The organism is Pseudovibrio ascidiaceicola (assembly GCF_900114245.1).
Classification (GTDB): domain Bacteria; phylum Pseudomonadota; class Alphaproteobacteria; order Rhizobiales; family Stappiaceae; genus Pseudovibrio; species Pseudovibrio ascidiaceicola.
Map to the genome: position 1 here is coordinate 270,091 of NZ_FOSK01000008.1, position 22,950 is coordinate 293,040.

At 52.7% G+C, this 22,950-nt stretch carries 23 protein-coding genes; 7 read left to right on the top strand and 16 right to left on the bottom strand.

Annotation, left to right across the window (positions count from 1 at the left end; translation table 11 throughout):
• Position 1: 1 nt before the first annotated feature.
• Entirely contained in the window at positions 2 to 1,198 is a 1,197-nt protein-coding gene (lpxB, locus tag BM231_RS16715) for a lipid-A-disaccharide synthase (RefSeq protein WP_093521094.1), read from the top strand.
• Between the two features lie 118 nt (positions 1,199 to 1,316).
• Here the strand turns inward: lpxB and BM231_RS16720 are convergent, their stop codons facing one another.
• From BM231_RS16720 to BM231_RS16740, 5 genes are all read right to left on the bottom strand, one after another.
• Positions 1,317 to 1,715 (bottom strand): hypothetical protein, encoded by a 399-nt coding sequence (locus BM231_RS16720; protein WP_208860438.1) that lies wholly within the window; start codon positions 1,713 to 1,715, stop codon positions 1,317 to 1,319.
• Positions 1,716 to 1,825: 110 nt separating this feature from the next.
• Complete coding sequence (locus BM231_RS16725) at positions 1,826 to 2,281, bottom strand: hypothetical protein (protein ID WP_093521098.1); 456 nt, start codon at positions 2,279 to 2,281, stop codon at positions 1,826 to 1,828.
• Between the two features lie 46 nt (positions 2,282 to 2,327).
• Positions 2,328 to 2,879: a hypothetical protein gene (locus BM231_RS16730; protein ID WP_208860439.1), complete on the bottom strand. Its 552-nt coding sequence runs from the start codon at positions 2,877 to 2,879 to the stop codon at positions 2,328 to 2,330.
• Positions 2,880 to 2,897: 18 nt separating this feature from the next.
• Positions 2,898 to 3,365, bottom strand: a complete 468-nt coding sequence (locus BM231_RS16735) for a hypothetical protein (RefSeq protein WP_093521100.1) — start codon at positions 3,363 to 3,365, stop codon at positions 2,898 to 2,900.
• Positions 3,366 to 3,378: 13 nt separating this feature from the next.
• Positions 3,379 to 3,834 (bottom strand): hypothetical protein, encoded by a 456-nt coding sequence (locus BM231_RS16740; RefSeq protein WP_093521102.1) that lies wholly within the window; start codon positions 3,832 to 3,834, stop codon positions 3,379 to 3,381.
• A 322-nt stretch (positions 3,835 to 4,156) separates the two neighbouring features.
• Here BM231_RS16740 and BM231_RS16745 point away from each other — a divergent pair, with 322 nt between their 5' ends.
• Entirely contained in the window at positions 4,157 to 4,621 is a 465-nt protein-coding gene (locus tag BM231_RS16745) for a GNAT family N-acetyltransferase (RefSeq protein ID WP_093521104.1), read from the top strand.
• A gap of 22 nt (positions 4,622 to 4,643) precedes the next feature.
• Here the strand turns inward: BM231_RS16745 and BM231_RS16750 are convergent, their stop codons facing one another.
• The 5 genes from BM231_RS16750 to gltX form a co-directional block, all read right to left on the bottom strand.
• A complete protein-coding gene (locus BM231_RS16750; RefSeq protein ID WP_093521188.1) occupies positions 4,644 to 5,129 on the bottom strand; it encodes a hypothetical protein in 486 nt (161 codons plus the stop codon).
• A 286-nt stretch (positions 5,130 to 5,415) separates the two neighbouring features.
• Positions 5,416 to 5,901 (bottom strand): hypothetical protein, encoded by a 486-nt coding sequence (locus BM231_RS16755; RefSeq protein WP_093521106.1) that lies wholly within the window; start codon positions 5,899 to 5,901, stop codon positions 5,416 to 5,418.
• Positions 5,902 to 5,944: 43 nt separating this feature from the next.
• The gene (locus BM231_RS16760) at positions 5,945 to 6,403 is read right to left on the bottom strand and encodes a hypothetical protein (protein ID WP_208860440.1); all 459 of its coding nucleotides are present in this window, start codon (positions 6,401 to 6,403) and stop codon (positions 5,945 to 5,947) included.
• Between the two features lie 230 nt (positions 6,404 to 6,633).
• Positions 6,634 to 7,926, bottom strand: coding sequence for a citrate synthase (gene gltA, locus BM231_RS16765; protein ID WP_093521110.1), 1,293 nt, complete (start codon positions 7,924 to 7,926; stop codon positions 6,634 to 6,636).
• Positions 7,927 to 8,157: 231 nt separating this feature from the next.
• Entirely contained in the window at positions 8,158 to 9,582 is a 1,425-nt protein-coding gene (gene gltX / locus BM231_RS16770) for a glutamate--tRNA ligase (RefSeq protein WP_063311462.1), read from the bottom strand.
• A gap of 125 nt (positions 9,583 to 9,707) precedes the next feature.
• On the opposite strand from gltX, the gene BM231_RS16775 reads away from it, so the two are divergent.
• Complete coding sequence (locus BM231_RS16775) at positions 9,708 to 12,260, top strand: ComEC/Rec2 family competence protein (protein WP_093521112.1); 2,553 nt, start codon at positions 9,708 to 9,710, stop codon at positions 12,258 to 12,260.
• Here BM231_RS16775 and lexA read toward each other — a convergent pair.
• From lexA to BM231_RS16805, 6 genes are all read right to left on the bottom strand, one after another.
• Complete coding sequence (gene lexA / locus BM231_RS16780) at positions 12,156 to 12,875, bottom strand: transcriptional repressor LexA (RefSeq protein WP_093521114.1); 720 nt, start codon at positions 12,873 to 12,875, stop codon at positions 12,156 to 12,158. The genes BM231_RS16775 and lexA overlap by 105 nt on opposite strands.
• Positions 12,876 to 13,124: 249 nt before the next feature.
• Positions 13,125 to 14,339, bottom strand: coding sequence for a molybdopterin molybdotransferase MoeA (locus tag BM231_RS16785; RefSeq protein ID WP_093521116.1), 1,215 nt, complete (start codon positions 14,337 to 14,339; stop codon positions 13,125 to 13,127).
• Entirely contained in the window at positions 14,336 to 14,839 is a 504-nt protein-coding gene (moaC, locus tag BM231_RS16790; RefSeq protein ID WP_057465509.1) for a cyclic pyranopterin monophosphate synthase MoaC, read from the bottom strand. The genes BM231_RS16785 and moaC overlap by 4 nt, the downstream gene beginning before the upstream one ends.
• Positions 14,840 to 14,896: 57 nt before the next feature.
• A complete protein-coding gene (trpC, locus tag BM231_RS16795) occupies positions 14,897 to 15,688 on the bottom strand; it encodes an indole-3-glycerol phosphate synthase TrpC (protein WP_093521118.1) in 792 nt (263 codons plus the stop codon).
• Between the two features lie 13 nt (positions 15,689 to 15,701).
• On the bottom strand, positions 15,702 to 16,739 hold the full coding sequence (trpD, locus tag BM231_RS16800; RefSeq protein WP_093521120.1) for an anthranilate phosphoribosyltransferase: 1,038 nt from the start codon (positions 16,737 to 16,739) through the stop codon (positions 15,702 to 15,704).
• A gap of 145 nt (positions 16,740 to 16,884) precedes the next feature.
• A complete protein-coding gene (locus tag BM231_RS16805) occupies positions 16,885 to 18,771 on the bottom strand; it encodes a SurA N-terminal domain-containing protein (protein ID WP_093521122.1) in 1,887 nt (628 codons plus the stop codon).
• Between the two features lie 245 nt (positions 18,772 to 19,016).
• On the opposite strand from BM231_RS16805, the gene tpiA reads away from it, so the two are divergent.
• The 4 genes from tpiA (at position 19,017) to BM231_RS16825 (ending at position 22,939) form a co-directional block, all read left to right on the top strand.
• A complete protein-coding gene (gene tpiA, locus BM231_RS16810) occupies positions 19,017 to 19,766 on the top strand; it encodes a triose-phosphate isomerase (RefSeq protein WP_063311454.1) in 750 nt (249 codons plus the stop codon).
• 122 nt (positions 19,767 to 19,888) lie between these two features.
• Positions 19,889 to 20,254, top strand: coding sequence for a preprotein translocase subunit SecG (gene secG, locus BM231_RS16815; RefSeq protein WP_063297349.1), 366 nt, complete (start codon positions 19,889 to 19,891; stop codon positions 20,252 to 20,254).
• A gap of 178 nt (positions 20,255 to 20,432) precedes the next feature.
• Entirely contained in the window at positions 20,433 to 22,061 is a 1,629-nt protein-coding gene (locus BM231_RS16820) for a CTP synthase (RefSeq protein WP_063311453.1), read from the top strand.
• Between the two features lie 23 nt (positions 22,062 to 22,084).
• Entirely contained in the window at positions 22,085 to 22,939 is an 855-nt protein-coding gene (locus BM231_RS16825; protein ID WP_208860441.1) for a VOC family protein, read from the top strand.
• The last annotated feature ends 11 nt before the right edge of the window (positions 22,940 to 22,950 follow it).

Genomic DNA, 22,950 nt, shown 5'->3' on the forward strand with positions numbered 1-22,950 from the left:
TATGAGCGAGTTGGAAGCTGTCAAACCCTTCAAGATTTTCTTTGTTGTTGGCGAAGAGTCCGGTGATCAGCTCGGTGCAGAGGTTATAAAAGCCCTGCGTGCCTCAATTGGTGATCGTCTTCAGGTCTGTGGTCTGGGCGGTGAGCGTATGGCGGCTCAAGGCGTGCAGTCGATCTTTCCGCTGCATGATATTGCCGTGATGGGCATTACTGCGGTGTTGGAACGTTTGCCGACTATTATTCGCCGTGTGCATCAAACTGTTGACGCGGTTATTGCTGAGCAACCCGATTTACTGTTGATCATCGACTCTCCTGATTTCACTCACAACGTGGCAAAGCGCGTACGCAAGAAAGCGCCTCATATACGGGTGGTGGACTATGTGAGCCCATCTGTTTGGGCGTGGCGTCCGGGGCGGGCGAAGAAGATGGCCGCTTATGTGGATCAATTGCTTGCTTTGTTGCCGTTTGAGCCTGAGGCTCACAAACGCCTCGGCGGTCCCCCTTGTGACTATGTGGGGCATCCGTTGATTGAGCGGCTTGCGGATTTGCGTCCTGCACCGGGGGAGCGGGCAGAACTTGGCACAGGCAGAAAGCAACTGGTGGTGCTTCCGGGTTCCCGAACCAGTGAGGTTTCGCGGTTGCTGGAGCCGTTTGGTGAAGCAGTTGCCTTGATTTGCGCGCAAGACCCGGATGTAGATGTGATCATTCCTGCTGTGCCGCATCAGGAGCAGCGTATTCGCGACGGTGTGGCTACCTGGAAAGTGCGGCCACGTATTGTGACAGGTGAAGCGGAAAAGTTTGCGGCTCTGCGACAGGCGAATGCAGCGCTGGCGGCCAGTGGTACTGTCTCCTTGGAACTTGCGATTGCTGGTGTGCCTATGGTCATTGCTTACAAGCTGGATTGGTTCTTCCGCCGTTTGAAGCAGGTCAACCGGTTCATCAAGATTGTTGCGGTGGACACCATCGTGCTGCCTAATCTGGTGCTTGGGGATCACAGCATCAAAGAATATATCGAAGACGAAGCGCATCCTGAGGCCCTCAGTCAGGCCGTGCTCGCGCTGCTTTGCGACAGTCCTGAGCGCCAAGCACAGCTGGATGCGTTCTCTCGAATTGACGAAAAAATGCGTTTGCCTGAAGGGGAAAGTCAGGCTGGGAAAGCGGCAAGGATCATTCTGGAAACGGCAGGATACTCAGTTTAAGTGCTTTTCAAAGTGATTCAGTAAGCGGGTATACCTCTTTGAAAACTCAGAGTCATTTTGCGTTACGCTTAAAGTGATGCTTTAAGTTGTGTTTCAGAGACAAGCTGAAAGATATGCTCTAGTTGGTCTGCTTGTTCTGGACGTAAATGGATCCTCTGCACGTGCCATCCGAAAACAGGCCTGAGGCATCTGAATCTCCAATTAATCCAGTGATGGATACATTCAGATTAACTGGTGTCTTGCTCGCATCATCAGGGAAGATGACCTCATATTGGCTTTCGATTGAGAAGATGCCATTGGTCACGTCAACATTTCGCGAGATCACCGTAATATCATGCCCCTTTTCCGTTGTGCGTTTGACTGAAAGGTCGGTGGTGTCAGGGGCATTGGTTGTCGTGAAACTGGTGCCATATCGTTTTTGGCAAAGATCAGTTTTTTGTGTTCTGGCATCAATGAGAGAGAGATTGGAAAAGGTGATTATGTGATCACCGAAATGCAACTTCTCAATAATTGCCATAGCAGAAGTGCTGGCTATAGCGAGAGCCAGAACACTCAGGGTGATGGCGAGAGTGGGCCTTAAGCACCGATCCATTGTGCATGATTGAGATGTTAAGGCACTGGGCAATCTCATTGATCTTCTACCTTGATATGGAGCGTTCCGCGGCAGGTGCCGTCGGAGAAGACGCCGGAGGCTTCCATTGTTCCGACCAGGCCTGTTGCGGCAAGTTCCACATCAATGGGTGTTTTGCTTTCGTCTCCCGGGAAGATAATCTCGTACTCATTCTCGATTGAGAAAATGCCCTCACTGACGCTGCCACCAATGGAGATGACCAGAATGTCGTGGCCTTTGTCGGTGCCGCGCTTGAGGGCGTCATTGGTGGAATCCGGGTGGTTCTTTGTTGTAAAACCTTCGCCGTAACGCTTTTGGCAGGTTCCGTCATCCGGGCTGCCATCTGTCATAGAAAGATTGGAGAAGGTGATTGTCTTGTCGCCGGGCCCCAACCTTTGTGCGACAGCCAATGCGGCGGTGCTGGTGATTGCCAGCGCCAGAACACTGAGGGTGGTCAGGAGCAATGTTTTCATTGTTTTATCCGTCCCGTATCGTTGGGTGGTATGAGGCGATGTTGTATCATTGTGCTGCTGTGTCTTTTGCGAGCGTGATACTTAAGGTTCCCCGGCAGGTGCCGTCGGAGATGACGCCGGACGCTTCGTGACTGCCAACCAGACCAGTTGCGGCAAACTCAACATCAACGGGCATTCTGCTTTGGTCATCAGGGTATATGACCTCATACTCGTCTTCGATGGAGAAGATGCCGGTGTTGACGCTGCCTCCAATTGATAAGATCAGAATGTCTGGCATCATATCCGTGTTGTTTTTGAAGATGTTGCTGGTTGAAACTAGGTGGCTTTGAGCTGCGAAACTTTCGCCGTAGCGCTGCATGCAGGTTCCATCGTCCGGACTCCCGTCAGCCATCGAAAGATCAGAGAAGGTGATAATCTTATCGCCGGAGCCTAAGCGTTGTGTGACGGCCATTGCAGAAGAGTTAGTGATGGCTTTTGCCAATGTACTCTCAGTGCCTGCCATGTCGCTGGCAGGAAGCTCTTTTGCGATAGCCATTGCTGCGGTGCTGGTGATGATCAGCGAGAGAGCACTAAAGGTGGTCAGGATCAATGCGTTCATTGTTTCATCCGTCCCGTATCATTGTAGCTGTGTTTTCTTCATCAGGGTCATCGCGATCAAACCTCGATAGGTTGCGTCCGAGCAGACCCCGGTTGATTGTGTCTCACCTATTGTTCCTGTTGCCATCAGCTGAAACCTGACAGGGTTGATTTGCGTGGTGTCAGGGAAGGTGATGATGTACTCGTTCTCCACCGAGTACAGGCCCGTTTCCAAGCTGCCACTTACATGGGGCATTTTGATCTCATGCCCTTCATAGGTGGTGAAACTGCGCTGCTCTGCCAGGGAGTTGGGATGTTTCTTGACGGTGAAGTCGTCGGCATATCTTCTTGCGCAGATGCCATTGTCAGGGCTTCCGTTAACCAGTGACAAGTCGGAGAAGGTGGTGGATTTATCGCCGTGCCCTAGTCGCAGGCTCATCGCGTCCACACTGATGCTTGTGAGCGCCAGAGCGGTTAGAGATACTGCTGTGCAAAGGGCCGTTTTCATTGGGTTGGAGTTCCTACTGCTGGGCAGATTGGATGGTGACCTTGCCACGACAAGTGCCATCTGAGAACACGCCGGAGGCTGTGCCGCTGCCGATCAGGCCGGTTGCGAACATTTTCACATCAATGGTTTCTTTGTGCTCGTCATTGGGGAAAATGATTTCGTACTCATTTTCAATGGACAAGATGCCGTCACCAATGGTGCCTCCAGTGGAGGAGATGATGATATCGTGGCCTTCTGATGTCGTTTTCTGAGCCTCTTTTGAGGATGTGTCGGGATGGTCTGCGGTTTTGTAGCCTGTCCCGTAGCGTTTTGCGCAGGTGCCGTCGTCTGGCGTTCCATCTGCCAATGTCAGGTCGGAGAATGTGACAGTCTCGTTGTCGGTGCCCAGACTGTGGTCGTCTGCCAGCGCCATGCTGCTGAGATATGCGATTGCGCCAAGACTTGCTGCTGCACAGAGAAGTTTTTTCATGGGGGTGCCACCACTTGTTACTTTTTCAGGCTTAAAGCCGCGCAAAGAGTAGTCCTGTTCCGTTAACGTGAAGGGTCTTGTGGTTTTTGATTTTCTTTAGGATGAAGAATACGTTTTGTAGGTGTGTTGGGATTTAAGTGGTTTCTAATGCACTTCGTATAAACATCTGTGAAAACTAGAGAATTGTTATGTGTGGAGGCTGGTGTTTTTGGAGATTGTGATAGGCTCTGTTTCTACTTACATTGATGTATTAATCTTTTCTCGCCTGTCTTGATTGGTAAGATCATGGTGTGCAGGTCAGCTACAAGTTTTGAGGTTTTTCATGAAAGTCAGAGAGGCGGTTCTGGCCGATGCGCAGGAGATCAGCGGTTTTTTGCAGGAGCTTGCTACGCTGGGAAAGCGGAGTTTGCCGAGTGATGAAGCGTATGTGCGCGCTCACTACATTGCGCATGCTGATAATATCCGCTGTTCTGTGGTTGAGGATGTGGATGGGGCGCTGCTTGGATTGCAGATCCTGAAGCGGGCCTCGCAGGACAATGCCTACGGTGTGACGCCGGGCTGGGGTATCATCGGCACCCATGTGCAGCCAAGTGCAGGACGCCGCGGTGTGGGGCGGGCCTTGTTTGCTGCGACGCTTGAGGCGGCCAGAAAAGCCGGGCTTGAGAAGATTGATGCAACGATTGGTGCCTCTAACCCTGAAGGGCTGGGGTATTATGAGGCGATAGGCTTTCGTACCTATAAAACAAACGAGAGTTCTGTCAGTAAATGTCTTGAGCTTGCTGCGTGATTTGCGTTTGATCCATGATTGATCATTTGGCGTTTACGACGGAGAATTTTCCGGAGCAGACGCCATCTGAGAAGACGCCGCTGAACATTTTCGAGTTCACAAAGCCGGTTATGAACTGGGTTGTCTCGACTTCGACATCTGGATCATTGGGGAATGTGATGAGTACCTGTGAATGTTCGGCGTAGATGCCGTCACCGCGTAGCTCGCTGCGGGCGTAGAGGGAGAATTTGTGTCCCTTATCGCTGACAAACTGGCCGCGGCGTCCGTTTGGGGCGGGATACACATTGTACCCATTTCCATAGCGCTCTTTACAGAACTCGACCCCTACGGCATCTGTCAGGACTGTCAGGTTCTGAACGGAAATTTGCCGAGATGCGGACAGACGTTTCAGGTCGGTGAAGGGGTTGCCTCGGTTGTCGCGATGGGTGATCTGACTGTTGGCTGGCCCCAGCATTCCCAAGGTAAGGATGAGAGCCACACCGGATCGCTTTAGTTTTGTAAGGCGCATGTACACTCCCATTTTAAGCCTGCTGTGCCTGACCTTTCGTCTCGGACCTGATGGCGATTGCGCTGAGACCTGTTGCTGCACAGAGAAACGTCTTCATGGGATGTTACCACTCGTTACTTTTCAGGCTTCACGACCCTCAAAGAATAGTCCTGCGGTGTTAATGTAAATGTTCTGAGTTCAATTTGATTTTCTTTAGGGTGAAGAATGTGTTTTGAGCGGCTGGCTGGATTAAGTCAATTTTGAATGCTTCAAGACCTACGAGATCTGAGTTTAGTTTTTGGGGCGGTTACTTGGTGTCTGTGATGGAAAAGTGCCCGGCGCAGGTGCCATCTGAAAAGACGCCGCTGAATAATCTAGAGTTCACGAAGCCGGTTATGAATACGGTGACTTCGACTTCCACATCAGGATCATTGGAGAAAGTAATTAGCATTTGTGAGTGTTCTGCATAAATGCTTTCTTCGCGCAGCTCGCTTCGGGCGTAGATGGTGAGCGTGTGACCTTTATCGGAGACAAACTGTTTCTGTCCTCCACTTGGGGTGGGATAAAGGATGTAGCCGTCGCCATAACGTTCTGTGCAAACCTCAAGTCCCACAGCATCTGTCTGCACAGTCAGGCTCTGAATTGAAACTTGTCTTGAGGGGGAGACCCGCTTCATATCGGTAAATGGATTGGCTCTGTTGTCGCGATTGATGATTTGGCTGCTGGCTGGCCCCAGCATTCCAAGGGTGAGGAGGAGGGCTACTCCAGATTTCTTTAGTTTTGGAAGGTGCATGTATACTCCCGTTCAGGGCCTGTGCAGTTGTTGTGGCGGGTTTTTATTTGTACTCCAGAGGGCCAACGGAGACCTTGCCTGTACAGGTGCCGTCTGTGAACACGCCGCTATAGCTTTCGCCGCCGATCAGGCCTGTGACAAACTGAGTGACCTCAATCTCTTCCTCTCCATTGCCAGGGAATGTCATCACGAAGCGGTCGTGCTCTGCGAAAATGCCTTGTCCCAGAATTTCGCTTCTGTCGACCAGTGTGACTGTATGCCCTTTGTCGCTGATGTAGGTGCGTTTGGGGGCCTCCTTAGAGGGAGAGACCGTGTAACCGTCGCCATAGCGCTCAACGCAGATGGAATTGTCTGACGTGCCATCCTGCATGCTCAGGTTTGAAAAGACGACGTCCCGGGAGGCTTGTGGGGGTTCTGTATCTGTATTAGCGGAGGAAGTGGTTGCCAGGCCAGCAAAGAGGAGCGCGAACGCTGCAAAAACTGGGAGGGGAACAAGGCGCATCAATACATCCTTTTCTGATGCCGGTGGCTGAACTCGAGCATCAAAGATAGGGATGTGGTGAGGCATGAACAGGATTATGCGGCCTCATGGTTTGTGCGTGCTGAAAGCAAAGGGTGCTTTTCAAATAAAAAAGGAGGCAAAATGCCTCCTTTTTCTGAAGTCTAGCTTCTCAGCTCAAACAGCTTCGCTGCATTTCCCGAACAGCGGTGTCCGCTTTCGGGGAAATGTTTTTAACGACGCTGGTCGATTGGCTGATAGTCACGCTCGGAATAGCCGGTGTACAGCTGGCGTGGACGACCGATACGCTGGGAAGGATCTTCAATCATTTCCTTCCACTGTGCGATCCAACCTACTGTACGAGCCAGTGCGAAGAGCACTGTGAACATGGTGGTTGGGAAGCCCAGAGCACGCAGGGTGATGCCGGAGTAGAAGTCAATGTTTGGATAGAGCTTCTTCTCAACGAAGTAAGGATCGGTGAGAGCAACTTTTTCCAGTTCCATTGCCACTTCAAGAAGCGGATCGTCCTGGTGGCCCAGCTCTGCAAGCACTTCATGACAGGTTTTCTGCATGATGCGTGCGCGTGGGTCGTAGTTTTTGTAGACGCGGTGACCGAAGCCCATGAGGCGGAACGGATCATTCTTGTCTTTTGCACGTGCCACATACTCAGGGATGCGGTCAACAGAACCGATCTCGGAGAGCATGTTCAGAGCTGCTTCGTTCGCACCGCCATGAGATGGACCCCACAGACATGCAATACCAGCTGCAATACATGCAAATGGATTTGCGCCTGAAGAACCAGCAAGACGTACGGTGGATGTGGAAGCGTTCTGCTCGTGGTCAGCGTGCAGGATGAAGATACGGTCCATGGCGCGTGCCAGAACCGGATTTACTTTATATTCCTCACATGGAACCGCGAAGCACATGTGCAGGAAGTTGGATGCGTAGTCCAGATCGTTTCTTGGGTAAACGAATGGCTGGCCAACGTGGTATTTGTAGGCCATTGCAGCAATGGTCGGCATCTTTGCGATCATGCGCAGGGATGCAACCATGCGCAGGTGTGGATCGGAGATGTCGGTGCTGTCATGATAGAAGGAAGAGAGAGCTCCAACGGTACCGGTCATGACTGCCATTGGGTGGGCGTCACGACGATAACCCTTGAAGAAAGAGCTCATCTGATCATGAATCATGGTGTGATAGGTTACACGATGAACAAAATCGTCCTTCTCTGCGCGTGTTGGCAGTTCGCCGTACAGCAGCAGATAGCAGCTTTCCAAAAAGTCGCCGTGTTCGGCGAGCTGTTCAATCGGGTAACCGCGGTAAAGCAGAGTACCTGCGTCACCGTCGATGAAAGTGATCTTGGATTCGCATGAGGCAGTTGATGTGAAACCAGGGTCCAGTGTGAAGTGATCAGTTTGCTTATAAAGCGAACCGATGTCCAGAACATCAGGGCCCATGGAGCCAGAGTGGACGTTAAAGTCCCAGCTGTTGTCTCCAATAGTCAGTTTCGCTGTTTTGTCGCTCATATCAGGCAACCCCCATTTTGTATCTCCTCATGCGACTTGCTTCATTTGTGTACAAATGAATACACTGCATGATCTGACGTTTCCGCCCGGAGGAGAGTGTTGTCGTGGAACTGCCTATATCATTTGCCGCGATGGGGCAAGCGCCCGCAACCAATGCTTTTAGCTATAAGTGTAACTACCGCTACGAATGACTAGTATTTGCAGCGGTAGTTTCTTTTAGAATTCAGCGGATTAAGCTGAAAGATCACGAATGCGTGCGCAAGATTCGTCTTTTCCGAGCACTTTGAGCACATCAAAGATGCCTGGGGATGTGCCACGACCAGTGAGTGCAGCGCGCAATGGCTGAGCAACTTTGCCGAGTTTTAGCTCTTCTGCTTCAGCAACTGCCTTAACGGCATTTTCAGTGCTTTCCACGGTCCACTCGTCCAGTGCTTCAAGGGCAACCAGAACCTTGCCAAGAACAGCGCGTGCCTCGTCAGACAGGATCTTCTCAGCCTTTGCATCGAGATCCAGCGGACGCTGAACCCAGAGGTAACGTGCAGATTCCTGCAGTTCTACGAGGGTCTTTGCACGCTCTTTCAGGCCAGGCAGTGCTTCAACCAGTTTGTCCTGGTTGCCATCACCAGCAATCCACGCCATGACGTCTGCGCCGCCTTCCACGTCCATCAGATAGGTGAGGAAGTGGCCGAGCAGCTCCTCATCGCTTTCTGAGCGCATGTAGTGGGCGTTCAGGTTCTCCAGTTTCTTGAAGTCGAAACGAGATGGGGACTTGCCAACAGCGTCCAGACCAAACCACTCGATCATCTGATCGGTAGAGAAGATCTCGTCATCGCCGTGAGACCAGCCGAGGCGTGCCAGATAGTTGCGCATTGCGGATGGCAGGTAACCCATAGCCCGGTAGGCTTCTGCGCCAACTGCGCCGTGGCGCTTGGAGAGCTTTGCGCCATCTGGCCCGTAGATCAGCGGAATGTGCGCCATGACCGGGACATCCCAGTTCAGGGCTTTGTAGATGAGGGACTGACGCGCGGCGTTGGTCAGGTGATCATCGCCGCGAACGATATGGGTCACGCCCATGTCGTGATCGTCGATGACAACGGCCAGCATATAGGTTGGGTTTCCGTCAGAGCGTACAAGGATCAGGTCGTCCAGATTCTCGTTTGCGAACTTGACTGTGCCCTGAACCTGATCTTCGACGATGGTGTCGCCTTCCAGCGGAGCTTTCAGGCGAATAGCAGGAGCGATGCCTTCCGGTGCTTCAGAAGGGGCACGGTCACGCCAGGTGCCGTCATAACGCGGCGGGCGACCTTCTGCGCGGGCCTTCTCACGCATCTCGTTCACTTCTTCCGGAGTGCAGTAGCAGTAATAGGCAGTGCCGTCCTTGACCATCTGCTCAGCAACTTCACGGTGGCGGTCAACGCGGCCATACTGGGAAATCGGCTCGCCGTCCCAATCCATGCCCAGCCAGGACAGGCCGTCCAGCAGCGCGTCTACAGCTTCCTCAGTGGAGCGGGAGCGATCGGTGTCTTCGATACGCAGCAGCATTTTACCGCCGCTGTGTTTTGCCAGAAGCCAGTTGAACAGGGCTGTACGGGCGCCGCCAATATGCAGGTAGCCGGTAGGAGAAGGCGCAAAGCGCGTCACAACAGGTTTAGTCATAGGTGTTCCGGAAAAGTTTCAAGTTACTTCGAATAGTTTGGGGTAATTACGGCGGGGCGCCGTACCTCTGCGGGCTGTGTACCATAGCATTGAAAAGTTCCCAAGTGGCAGAAAGGGACTTAAGGGTGCGCGAGGGGCAATCATCCTCAGACAAGACGCAATCTGGTGGCTGTGCTTCCAGAATAGGAGAGCTTTGCCTTGAGGAGGATAAGTTTTCTTCTGTGCCGTTTGAGGGGGATGCAGGGCTGCAGGAGCGCGTGACACAGCAACGCACAAAAACGCAAACCAACGCAAAAAACACACATAGCAACGCAAACACGAATTTTACGGAGGAAAAACAGCGCGTTGGGTTTCTTGAGGTTAAGCTGGGGTTGCTGAGACTGTTGCGTTTTATGCTGAGACCAGATTGGCCTGCGGTCATGACTTATGCCCGTTCAGCCCTTGTGCAGGATTGGAACCGTGGGCAGGGCCTCCTCTGGTATGCGCTGTGCCATCTGGCTGGGGTGTTGGTTTACTTCTCACTTCCTGCTGAACCTTATAGTGTTTTAAGCGGAATTCCTTATATCTTATTGCTGTTGTTTGCTTTTCGACGTTGGAGTTCTGGACGGTTGACGGTTGGCCTGACTGCGATTTTGTTCTTCGCAACCGGATTTTTTCTTGCTGACTTACGCGTGGAGTATGCGCGCGGTGACCCGCTGGAGCGCCCTGTTACACGCAAAGTGGAGGGCGTTGTTGCCGGGGTGAAGCATTCTGGAAAAGGGGCATATTCGGTTGTTTTTGCAGATGTCAAAGAAGTTTCCCAGAAGGGCATAACTCCTCTTTCTTATCGTATCCGCCTCAGCATCAAGGGGATGAAAGAGCCGCCAGTGATGGGGAACAGGATGCAGCTGAAAGCTCGGCTGTTGCCGCCGGGAGGTGCGGTGCGCCCCGGTGGGTATGACTTTGCCCGAACAGCGTTTTTCAGCGGGATTGGTGCGGTTGGCTATGCGCTTTCCAAACCGGTTGTTGTGGCGCGTCTGGAGGGGACAAGTTTTCTGCAAGAGGTCGAAGGCGTACGGAGTGGGATAGCGCAGCGCATTCGGCGGGTGTTGGATAACAGCCCGGAAAGTGCGTTCGCTGTTGCGCTTCTGGTGGGCAAGCGGGACTATCTTGCCGCCGCAGACAAGGATGCCTTGCGCAATGCAGGGCTTGCTCATGTGCTTGCTATATCCGGCATGCATATGGGTCTTGTGACCTCTCTGGTCTTCCTCGGTGCTCGCTTGATCTTATCCCTCAGTCAGTCGCTTGCGCTGAAAGGACATATTCACGTTTACGCCAGCGTGGCGGCGCTGATTGCGGCAACTGTTTATCTCGGTTTGTCAGGTGCTTCTGTCGCAACGCAGCGAGCTTTTCTCATGGCGGCAATGATTTTATGCGCGGGGCTGATTGGGCGGCGAGCGTTCAGTTTGCGCGGTCTGGCGTTGGCCTGCCTTGTGCTTTTGAGCCTGAGGCCGGAGGAGCTTCTGGCTCCCGGGTTTCAGATGTCCTTCATCGCAGTTCTCGCCTTGCTCTCAGCTTATACACTTGGGAAGGACTGGTTCGTTGGTAACCGCAATAGACCTAGAAGGCGGAATGTCTCATGGTTTCATAGGGTTAGTCGTAAAGGGTCGAAGTGGGTGCTAGCGTGTGCACTGACCTCGCTGATTGCAGGTGCGGCTACGGGACCTGTTGCAGCGATGCATTTTGAGCAGGTTGCGCCCTATGGTGTGCTCGGGAATATCCTTGCCATGCCATTGGTGACCTTTGTGGTTATGCCCCTTGGGCTGTTGAGCCTGCTGGCGATCCCGTTTGGTGCGGATGCGTTCTTCCTGCAGGGGATGGAGGCTGGGTTGGCGCTGGTATTAAAGGCTGCCTACTGGGTGAGTTCTTTGAGTGAAGGGCTGACCAGTCTGGGTGTTGCCAGTGCACCCGGTTATCTGCTCATGATCTTTGCGATTGTGGTGCTGTGTGTGATGCCGCTGCGCTTGAAATGGCTTTCACTCCCGGCATTTGCGGTGAGTGTCCTGATGTTTGCGGGTGGGAGTGCGCCTGACCTGATGATTGCGGATGCGGGCAAGCACATTGCTTACTACGGGGCGGATGGCCGGTTTCGGCTGACATCTTCGCGCATGTCGTTTGCCGCTGACAGTCTGTTGCGTGCTGGAGGGATTTCGGCGGGGGCGTTCAAGCAGCACAAGGTGAGGGCCTCAGATCGGTCCTGCGATGATCGCGGCTGCGTGATTGAGATATTCCCGCAGCTGCCTTCAAAGGGGGAGAGGATAAGTTCAGAGCCTGTCTTGTTGGCGCAGTCCAAGGTGGCTGATGTTTTGGAGGTCGATTGCCGTCTTGCGACCATCGTCATCACACAGGCGCAGGCACCTCCTGCTTGCCGTGCTGAGCTGGTGATTGATCAGAAGATGTTCGGCGAACGTGGCTCTGCTTATGTATGGCTTTCTGCAGGTTTTGAGGGCGGGGAAAGAATAAAAAAAGTGCGCTGGGCATATCATGCTCAGCGCAGACCTTGGAATCCGAAATTGCCTCAGGCAACCAATGATTTAATAGCGGCGGAAGAGCGCAATCATCTTGCCCTGAACGCGGACGCGGCCCGGGCCGAAGATGCGAGTTTCGTAGGCGGGATTGGCCGCTTCCAGCGCGACTGAGGCACCTTTTTTGCGCAGGCGCTTCAAGGTCGCTTCTTCATCATCGATCAAGGCCACAACGATCTCGCCGTTATCAGCAGCGTCGCCACGCTTGATCAGCACTGTATCCCCATCGAAGATACCCGCATCAATCATGGAGTCACCTTTGACTTCCAGCGCATAATGCTCACCGCGCCCCATCAAATCAGCAGGCATGGCGATGGAATGGCTTTGAGTCTGGATTGCTTCGATTGGAACACCGGCCGCAATGCGACCCATGACTGGAATTTCCAGCGTTGGCACTTCATCCGGTGATGTGGGGCGTGGTGGCGGAGCTGCAACCTTTTTACTCAGGGAGCCTTCAATTACCTCAGGTGCAAAGCCTTTTTCCTTTGCAGCAGGCTTCAGACCCGGAGAAATTGAGTCAGGCAATTTGAGGATTTCCAGCGCACGCGCTCTGTTTGGCAGGCGGCGAATGAAGCCGCGCTCTTCCAGAGCCGTGATCAGCCGGTGAATGCCGGATTTGGAACGGAGGTCCAGCGCGTCCTTCATCTCATCGAAGGAGGGCGGAACACCGGCTTCCTTCAAGCGTTGATGGATGAACATCAAAAGCTCGTGTTGCTTCTGTGTAAGCATCTTTTATCCCCGTTCGCTCCTAAGGCGCTGATTGAAAGTGAGCGGTCATTCCTGACCAATCGCGGTTTTGTAATTCCAAGAAGCTGAAAGACTTCAACTTCTGCGATTGGAAGGACAAAACACGAACGTACTCTACCTGTTCTCATTGTGTTCTGCAATGGGTTTGTTCAGGTTAAGCCCTGCTAGAACTGGGGGATTTGGTTTCTGGTGGGTGAGTGGACAGGGGTTGGCCACTCCTGACACCTGGATTTAGCGTAGCTTGAGCAGGTCCACTTTTTCACCTGCCTTTGCAGCTGATGCGTGTGGTGGACGAATGATCAGGGCGTCTGCTTTTGTCAGCAAGGCAAGCATGGAGGAGTCCTGTTTGCTGAATGGCTCAGTGATGAGATTGCCTGCATCATCAGTGCTTAGACTGGCGCGCAGGTAGTCCTGACGCATGTCATTGGCTGGCAAATCAGCTGCTAACGTTGCTTTCGTAACGCTTTGATTTGTCACAGAGACCGTGCGGCCCAGCATCTTGTCCAGAAGTGGACCAAGGAAGAGGAGTGCGCATACTAGACTTGAGACTGGGTTGCCAGGAAGGCCGAGGACTTTCATTGGGCCTAGGGCGCCCGCCATGAGGGGTTTGCCCGGACGCATGGCGATGCGCCAGAAGCCAAGCTCCATGCCTTCAGCTCCCAGTACGTCCTGAATGAGATCGTGGTCGCCAACAGAGGCACCACCGAGTGTCACCAGTACATCGGCTTTTGCTTCGATAGCCTGCTTCACGCGTGCTGCGATTTCCTCAGGCTGGTCTGGGGCGATGCCGAGCATCATCGGTGTTCCGCCGCAGTTTCTGACGAACTCTGCGATGCCGACCTGATTGGAAGCTATGATTTGATTCGGACCAGGTACCTGACCCGGCTCGACGAGTTCGTCACCATTTGCGAGGATCGCAACAACTGGCTTTTTGCGTACCGGGAGGGATGCGTGGTTCATGGCGCCTGCAAGAGACAGTTCGCGGAAGCCGAGTGGGGCGCCTGCCTTCAGGAGGACCTGACCTTCTTTGAAGTCGAGGCCAGCCGGACGAATGAACTTACCAACAGAAACAGCTTCTTCGCAAAACAGGTTATCCCCGTCACGGCGGGCGTTTTCCTGCATCAAGATCGCGTCAGCGCCATCAGGGACAGGTGCTCCTGTAAAAATACGCAGCGCTTCTCCGGCTTGCAGCGTGCCATCAAAGTTATGCCCGGCAGCGACTTCGCCTATGACACTCAGAGCTGCCTCTGGCTCGACCGTATCAGCGGCTTTGACAGCATATCCATCCATTGCTGAGGCGGAAAATGGAGGCTGCGTTCGTGTTGCGGCAACGTCTTCTGCGAGAATGCGTTCTCCGGTCTCAAGTAATGGAAGCTGCTCAGTTCCGGTCGGTTTCACATCTTTCAGGAGGCGATCCAGCGCGTCTTCAATGCTGATCAAACTCATTGGGAGTTATCCTCCTCAGCCAGATAGTGTCCGGACTTGCCACCTTTCTTCTCCAACAGGCGGATTTCACCGATCTCCATAGAACGGTCAACGGCTTTTGCCATGTCGTAAATTGTTAGGCAGGCAACAGAGGCAGCAGTGAGTGCTTCCATCTCGATACCGGTCTGGCCGGATACTTTTGCGAAGACTTCGATCTCAATTCCTGGAAGTTCAGGATTGGGTGTGAAGTCCACTTGAACCTTGGAAAGGGCCAGAGGGTGGCACAGAGGGATCAGCTCGTGAGTCCTCTTAGCCGCCATGATGCCGGCAATGCGCGCAGTCGCGAGCACGTCGCCTTTCTTGGCGTTGCCTGAAAGGATCATGTCCAGAGTTTCTGGCTGCATTTTTACCTGACCGCCTGCGCGGGCAATGCGTGAGGTAACCTCTTTCTCCGAAATGTCGACCATATGAGCCGCACCGCTGTCATCGAGGTGAGTGAGTTTTGGAGAAAGTTCTGACATTTTCTTGCCTCTGGACACAGTTTGTTCAGGTGTCTGCTTTTGCCAAGCAGTTGATTTTTAGCGTTTAAGTAAAGCTTTGGTCGCGGTTTCTACATCGTCCTGACGCATCAGGCTTTCACCGATGAGGAAGGTGGAGATACCGGATTTTTCCATTCGGGTGAGGTCCTGCGGAGTGAACAAGCCGCTCTCGCCAACGATGATCCGATCTTGTGGGATCAGTGGTGCGAGGCGTTCACTGGTTTCCAGAGAAGTCTCGAATGTTTTTAGATTACGGTTGTTGATGCCGACTAGCGGAGAAGAGAGCTTCAGCGCGCGTTCCAGCTCCGCTTCGTCGTGCACCTCAATAAGTGCATCCATGCCCAGTTCAAACGCGGTGTCTTCCAGCTCTTTGGCCAGTTGGTCGTCAACAGCTGCCATAATGATCAGAATGCAGTCGGCTCCCCATGCTCGTGCTTCATGAACCTGATAGGTGTCATAGAGGAAGTCCTTGCGTAGAACAGGCAGGGAGACTTCAGCGCGGGCTGCTACAAGGTACTCTGGTTTACCTTGAAAAGATGGAGTGTCCGTCAATACGGACAAGCATGCCGCGCCACCATTTTCGTACGCTTTGGCGAGTGCGGGCGGGTTAAAGTCAGCGCGGATCAGTCCTTTGGATGGACTTGCCTTTTTAACCTCAGCAATCAGAGCGTACTCGCCGTTTGCGTGTTTGGCTTTTAAGGCAGCAGCAAAGCCGCGTGTCGGTGTTGCTGCTTTAATCGCCTCATTCAGATCAGCCAATGAAGTCTGCGCTTTGGCAGCGGCAATTTCTTCACGTTTGTAAGCTTCGATTTTCTTAAGGATATCTGACATGGGATCCGTGGTTTTAGAGTTTCATATTGGCAGCTGTCGCAGCGTCGGAGGCTTCAACGAGTTTGTCCAGTCGGGAAAGGGCCGTGCCTTGGTCAATCGCCTGCGCCGCCATCTGGACACCCTCTGTCAGGGTGGAGACCTTATCTGCGACGATAAGGGAGGCAGCTGAGTTGAACAGGACGATATCTCTGTAAGCGTTTTTTGCCCCTTGCAGCACTTCGCGTAGTGCTTGAGCGTTTTCTTTCGGATCGCCACCTTTCAGATCTTCTGTCTTTGCAAGCGGCAAGCCTGCATCTTCAGGAGACACTGTGAAGGTGTTGATGTTTCCGTTCTTCAGTTCGGCAACAAAACTGGTTCCGGTGGTGGTGATTTCGTCCATTCCATCGGAGCCGTTGACGATCCAGGCTTTTTCGGTGCCCAGCTCGTTTAGTGTGTTCGCAAGTGGTTCGACCCACTGTTGTGCGAATACGCCGGTCATCTGGCGTTTAGCGCCTGCCGGGTTGGCGAGAGGTCCGAGCAGGTTGAAAATTGTTCGGGTGCCTAGCTCAATGCGCGCAGGGCCGACATGGCGCATGGCCTTGTGGTGGTTTGGCGCAAACATGAAGCCGATACCGGCTTCGTGGATGCAATGGCTGATGCCGTTTGCATCCAGATCCAGATTGACGCCAAGCTCAGCAAGTGCTTCTGCAGAGCCGGATTTAGAGGAGAGAGAGCGATTGCCGTGTTTTGCGATGGTCACGCCGCAGCCTGCCACAACAATAGCTGTGCAGGTTGAGATGTTATAGGAGCCGGATGCGTCGCCACCAGTGCCGACAATGTCGATGGCATGATCTGGTGCATTCACCGGGATCATTTTGGCGCGCATGGTTTCTACAGCTGCGGAGATTTCGTCGATGGTTTCGCCGCGCAAGCGCAGGGCCATGAGGAAGCCGCCGATCTGCGCGGGAGTTGCAGCACCTGACATAATGATCTCGAAGGCCTCACGGGCCTGAGATCGGTCCAACGTGTTTCCGTCAGCGACAATTCCAATGAGATTTTTCAAATTGCTCACGGCGAAAACCCCTTCAATCTCTCAGGTAATTCCTTAGCATACACAAAGGCTAACTATTAGATAGCTTTAGGAGAGCTGTCTAGGAGATAAACAAAAGCCCGCCACACTTATAGGTGTGGCGGGCTTGTTTTCGACAAGGATTTGTCTACTGGCGATCCAGTCCGGTCAATTGGTTGAAGACTGCCTGATTTACTCGGACACCTTCTGTTTGCTCCAGCTGAGAGATGAACTGGTTGAGCAAGGAGCTTTCCAGTGCGCCTGTCAACTGAGTGTCAATGCGCTGCACGTTTTCAGATTCTGTCATGAAGGCCGGTGTCGTCGTGTCGGTGAGGACAAGAAGAATGCGGTCTTCGTTGTTGCCAGGAACCTGAGAGGCGGTGCCTTTTGGTCCGGAAAATGCTGCAGTCACGGCCGAGCCGGAGAGTTCTGCGATGCCGCCGTTGCGGGTGAACGGTGCAGATGTGGCTGTTGCCAGACCTTCGGCAGCTGCGACTTCGGAAAGTGTCTTTCCTGCTTCGACTTCTGCGATCAGAGCTTGGGCTTTTTCTTCCAGCAGTTCTGCTGTGCGGTTGGCGGTCCAGTCAGCCGTCACGGCTTCTTTTACTTCAGAGAGTTCTCTGTCGCGGGAAGGGGTGACCTTGCTCACTTCGTACCACAGATGGCCGGTGCGGCCGATTTCCAGCGGATCATTTTCAACGCCAACGTCGGTAGAGAACGCCGCAGTTGTCAGTGCGCTTGCTTGTGGAAGGTCAACAGTTTCACCTGCTTCGTTTTTGCCGGAAGCGTCAAATGAAGGTGTGTTGATCAAAGCCAGATCGAAACGCTCAGCGATTTCCTCAAAGGTGCTGCCGCCTGCGCGTGCGTCTTCGACTTCGTTGAAGAGGTCTTCTACTTCATCGGCTGCGTTTGCCTGAGCAACGATACCGCGTAGTTCGTCTTTAACGTCTTCCAGTGGCTGTACCGCAGCTGCTTTGACTTCTTTGGCAAAGAGAACTGCGTTGGTGAACTGGCCTTCAACGACGTTGCTTGCCTGGCCTTCTTTGAGAGCAAAGGCTGCATCTGCAATTTTTTGGTCAAGGAAGCCGGATTTGTTCATGAGACCGAGATCGACGTCTTTTTCTGTCAGATCACGTTCATTCATCAGGTCTTCAAAGGTTTTGCCGGACTCCATCTCAACAACAGCAGCTTCTGCTTCTTGCTTGGTTGGGAAGGAGATCTGGAAGATGCGGCGTTGTTCCTGAGACTGATAACGGTTCTTGGTGCGCTCATATTCCTGAGCGAGTTCCGCTTCTGTCACATTTTCCGGTTTCGCGATCTTGTCTGCTGTCAGCTCGATCAAGGTAGCACTGCGGTATTCAGGCGCTTTGTAATTGCCTTTGTTTTCTTCAAAGAACGTCGCGAGCTCTTCGTCGGTTGGGGCAGGAACGTTTGTCAGCGAGCTTTGCGGCAGGACGAGATACTCAACAGTGCGCTCTTCCATTGCGTATTTGTCGAAGGCTTCGAGCATTGTCTTTGGGACAACGATGCCGCCAATGACTGCTTCTGCAAGCTGTTGACGCTCTGCGACGAACTGCTGCTGCATCACGAATTCGTCTTCGCTTATGCCCAGATTATAAAGTACCTGGCTCAGGCGGTTACGATCGTAGCCGTTTACACCCTGAAATGCAGGTGTTTCCTGAATGGTTTTGACAATAGCTTCATCAGATACACCGATGCGCAGCTGAGATGCTTCATAATCAAGCGCAGCTTCGGCGATGAGGCGGCCCAGAACCTGAGCGGGTACGCCAAATGCAGCGGCCTGTTCCTGAGTGACAGGCTGGCCGACGCGGCGTGACAGCTGGTCGAGCTCGCGTGAATAAGCTCGTTGGAAATCCTGAGCCGAAATTTCTTTGTCGCCAACTGAGGCAACTGGTGTGGAGCCGATTCCAGTAAAGACGTCAGCGATCCCCCAAACTGCAAAGCTGAGGACCAGAAGGCCGATCAGCAGTTTTGCAAACCAGGAACCTACGCTATTACGCAGCGCGTCGAGCATAATTTTATCCGTTCTCTTGTTGAAGGCGAGGGACAGTCTCCCCGCGCACACATGCAAGGCCGCCGGATAATAGTGTTCCTTTCGCTCTGGGGCAAGTTTACACGCCATAAAGGCTGTGAGATTCGACAGGAGATACGAAGTTCATCGTACTAGCGGTAATCCGCTATGGGACTTAAGTGTTTTTTCTGCTAGTGAGCACACATTCCATTTGGGAATTTGGAATTCATATTTGGGGAACGGATCATATGACTAATCGGCCACTTGTTGCTGGTAACTGGAAAATGAATGGTACCAAGGCTTCAGCTGCAGAGCTGGAAGCTATGGGCGCGGGATACGACTCAGCACTTGCCGAAAATGTAGAGCTTCTGATTTGTCCACCTGCATTGCTGGTTGCGCAGCTGGCTTCCCAAGACAAAATCGCAATTGGTGCACAAAACTGCCACGCTAAAGAAAGCGGTGCACATACCGGCGACATTTCTGCAGAAATGATCCGCGATGCTGGCGGCAAGTTTGTGATTGTTGGTCATTCTGAGCGCCGTGAAGATCATGGCGAATCTGATGCAGACGTTTGTGAAAAGGCTGAAGCTGCTTACCGCGCTGACCTTATTGCTATTGTTTGTGTTGGTGAAGTTGAGAGCGAGCGCCGCGCGGGTACAACGCTTGACGTGGTTACTAAGCAGGTTCTGGGTTCTGTACCAGCAGGCGCAACTGCCGAGAATACTGTAATTGCTTATGAGCCTGTTTGGGCGATTGGCACTGGATTGACACCGACTCCAGCAGACGTTGCTGAGGTTCACGCTTCTATTCGTGCGACTCTCATCAAGCAATTTGGTGGTGATGTTGGCGGCAAAATGCGCGTGCTTTATGGTGGCTCTGTTAAGCCTACTAATGCGAAAGAGCTGCTTGCGGTTGAAAACGTTGATGGTGCTCTGGTTGGCGGTGCAAGCCTGAAAGCCACAGATTTCCTTGGAATTGCCGAGGCTTATCGCGGCTAATAATAGCCGGTTTTTTATAATATTCTTAGCAGTCCACCAATTTGCTGCGCCTTTAGGGTAGAAAGGCGCAGCAAATTCGGTTAGAAGGCCGACTAACGAATTCATTAAACCTACGGATACCTATGGAAACCGTTCTGATTGTTATCCACCTGATGGTCGTCGTGGCGCTGGTAGCACTGGTTCTACTGCAGCGCTCTGAAGGCGGCGCATTGGGTATTGGCGGCGGTGGCGGCGGTGGTGTGATGAGCAGCCGCGGCACAGCGAATGTGCTGACTCGCGGGACTGCGATTCTAGCTGTCTGCTTCTTTGCAACTTCACTCGCTCTTTCTCTGTTGGCACGCTATGACGAGCGTCCTGGCTCTTTGCTTGATCAGGTTCCTGCCGGATCAGCAACACAGGGTACAGAAGAGGGCGCTGGCAATGGTCTTCTTGACCAGCTTCAGCAGCAAAGTCAGCCATCTGGCCCGCAGGTCCCACCTGCTCAGTAATCTGCTGTAAAGCAGAAACAGTTGAAATATACGTCTGACGGCACCGCACACTTGTGCAGTGTCCGTCATTCGTGCGTTCAGACATAACTCAATTATCCAGGGTATTGGATTATCAGGCACCCACCTCGGCGTGCTTCCCTTCTGATAAGTTCCGCCCTTTCAAACGTGGTAGCGATCCATGGCACGGTACATATTCATCACCGGTGGTGTTGTTTCTTCTCTTGGGAAGGGACTTGCCTCCGCAGCTCTTGGTGCGGCTTTACAGGCGCGCGGATATAAGGTTCGACTTCGTAAGCTTGATCCTTATTTGAACGTTGATCCGGGTACCATGAGCCCTTACCAGCATGGTGAGTGTTATGTGACCGATGATGGCGCAGAGACCGATCTGGATCTTGGCCACTACGAGCGTTTCACAGGTCGTCCAGCCAACAAGCAGGACAACATTACCACTGGTCGCATTTATCAGGATATTATCGCGAAGGAGCGCCGTGGTGATTACCTTGGCGGTACCGTGCAGGTGATTCCTCATGTGACTGATGCGATCAAGAACTTCGTGTTGGATGGCAACGAAGGCTACGACTTCGTGCTTTGTGAGATTGGCGGTACCGTTGGTGATATTGAAGGTCTGCCGTTTTTCGAAGCTATTCGTCAGCTGGGCAATGATTTGCCACGCGGACAGGCTGTTTACATCCACCTGACACTGCTGCCTTACATTGCAAGTGCTGGTGAAATGAAAACCAAGCCGACACAGCACTCTGTTAAAGAGCTGCGTTCTATCGGTATTCAGCCAGACATTCTTATGGTGCGTTGTGATCGTCAGATCCCAGAGAATGAACGCCGTAAGCTTTCCCAGTTCTGTAATGTGCGCGAAGAAGCTGTTATTCCGGCATATGATGCAAAGAGCATTTATGAAGTACCGCTTGCCTACCACAAGGAAGGTCTTGATGAGCAGGTTCTGGATGCATTTGGCATCACGGGTGCTCCGGCTCCAGATCTTTCCCGTTGGGAAAGCATTGTAAACTCTCTGTTCAATCCAGAGGGTGAAGTCACCATTGCGATCGTTGGCAAGTACACCGTTCTCAAAGACGCTTATAAGTCTTTGATTGAGGCGCTTGTGCATGGCGGAATCTCAAATGGCGTGAAGGTCAATCTTGAGTGGATTGAATCTGAAACATTTGAGAAGGAAGACCCAAGCGAGTTCCTTGCTAATGTGAACGGTATTCTTGTTCCTGGTGGTTTTGGTGAGCGCGGCTCTGAAGGCAAGATTGCTGCAGCACACTATGCGCGTGTGAACAACATTCCTTACTTCGGTATTTGTTTTGGTATGCAGATGGCTGTTGTTGAAGCTGCGCGTAACCTTGCAGGTATTGCTGATGCGAGCTCTACCGAGTTTGGTCCAGCTAAAGAGCCAGTTGTTGGTTTGATGACTGAATGGACACGCGGTAACGAGAAAGAACAGCGTCAGGCAGAAGGTGATCTGGGCGGTACCATGCGTCTTGGTGCTTATGATGCAGTTCTGAAAGCTGACAGTAAGATTGCTGCGATCTACGATTCCACAGAGATCTCCGAGCGTCACCGTCACCGTTATGAAGTGAACATTGGCTACCGTGAGAAGCTTGAAGAAGCTGGTCTGATTTTCGCCGGTACGTCTCCAGATGGTGTTCTGCCTGAAACGGTAGAGATCGATGACCATCCTTGGTTCATTGGTGTTCAGTACCATCCAGAACTAAAATCACGCCCGTTTGAACCGCATCCGCTGTTCTCCTCCTTTGTAGGTGCTGCGCGCGATAATAGCCGTCTGGTTTAATCGGACGTTTTGGGGGAAACACTTTGACCAAGGGAATTGACCACATTGTTCTTGCTGTAAACTCTTTGCGGGATGCAGCAGGGCTCTGGGAACAGCTCGGATTTAAGGTGACGCCAACTGCGCGTCATTCTTGGGGTACTGAGAACCGCCTCGTTCAGCTGAATGGCAGTTTTCTTGAGGTTTTGGCGATTGGCGAAAATGCTGAACTGACAGAACCAAGTGAAGGTGTTTTCTCTTTTGGCGCGTTCAATCGTGATTTCCTGCTGAAGGGAGAAGGTGCTTCCATGTTCGTGATGGACAGCACGAGCGCGGCGGACGACCGTGAAGCATACACTGCTGCCGGACTTCCCGAGTATGCGCCATTCTCCTTTGAGCGGATCGCTGTTTCTCCTGAGGGCGAAGAACGTCAGGTTGCTTTTGATTTGACGTTCACGGCAGATCCCCTCAGTGGAGAGCTTGGCTTTTTTACTTGCCATAACAAGTTTCCAGAAAACTTCTGGAAGGCAGAGTATCAATCCCACCCGAACACTGTGCGCGATCTGAGCGAGGTCATCTTTGTTGCTGACGACCCTGCTGATCATCATGAATTCCTGAAGGCGTTTATTGGTGAGCGTACTGCACGGCTCTCCAGCCTTGGTGTTGAAATTGAAACGTCGCGCGGGACAGTCAAAGTTCTTTCTCCAAGCGCCTATGAGAGCCTTTATGGGGTTAAAGCCCCAACCCGTCGGGAAGGCCTTAAACTAGCAGCCCTTGGTTTTTCTGCTGAAAACCTGGAGAGCTTTGGAGCGTATGCTGAAGCGCTTGGTGGTCGCAAAAACGGCGATTTCTGGGTGATTGAGCCAGAACGAATGGCCGGTGTTGCCGTGATCTGCAGCTGATCCTGTTTAAA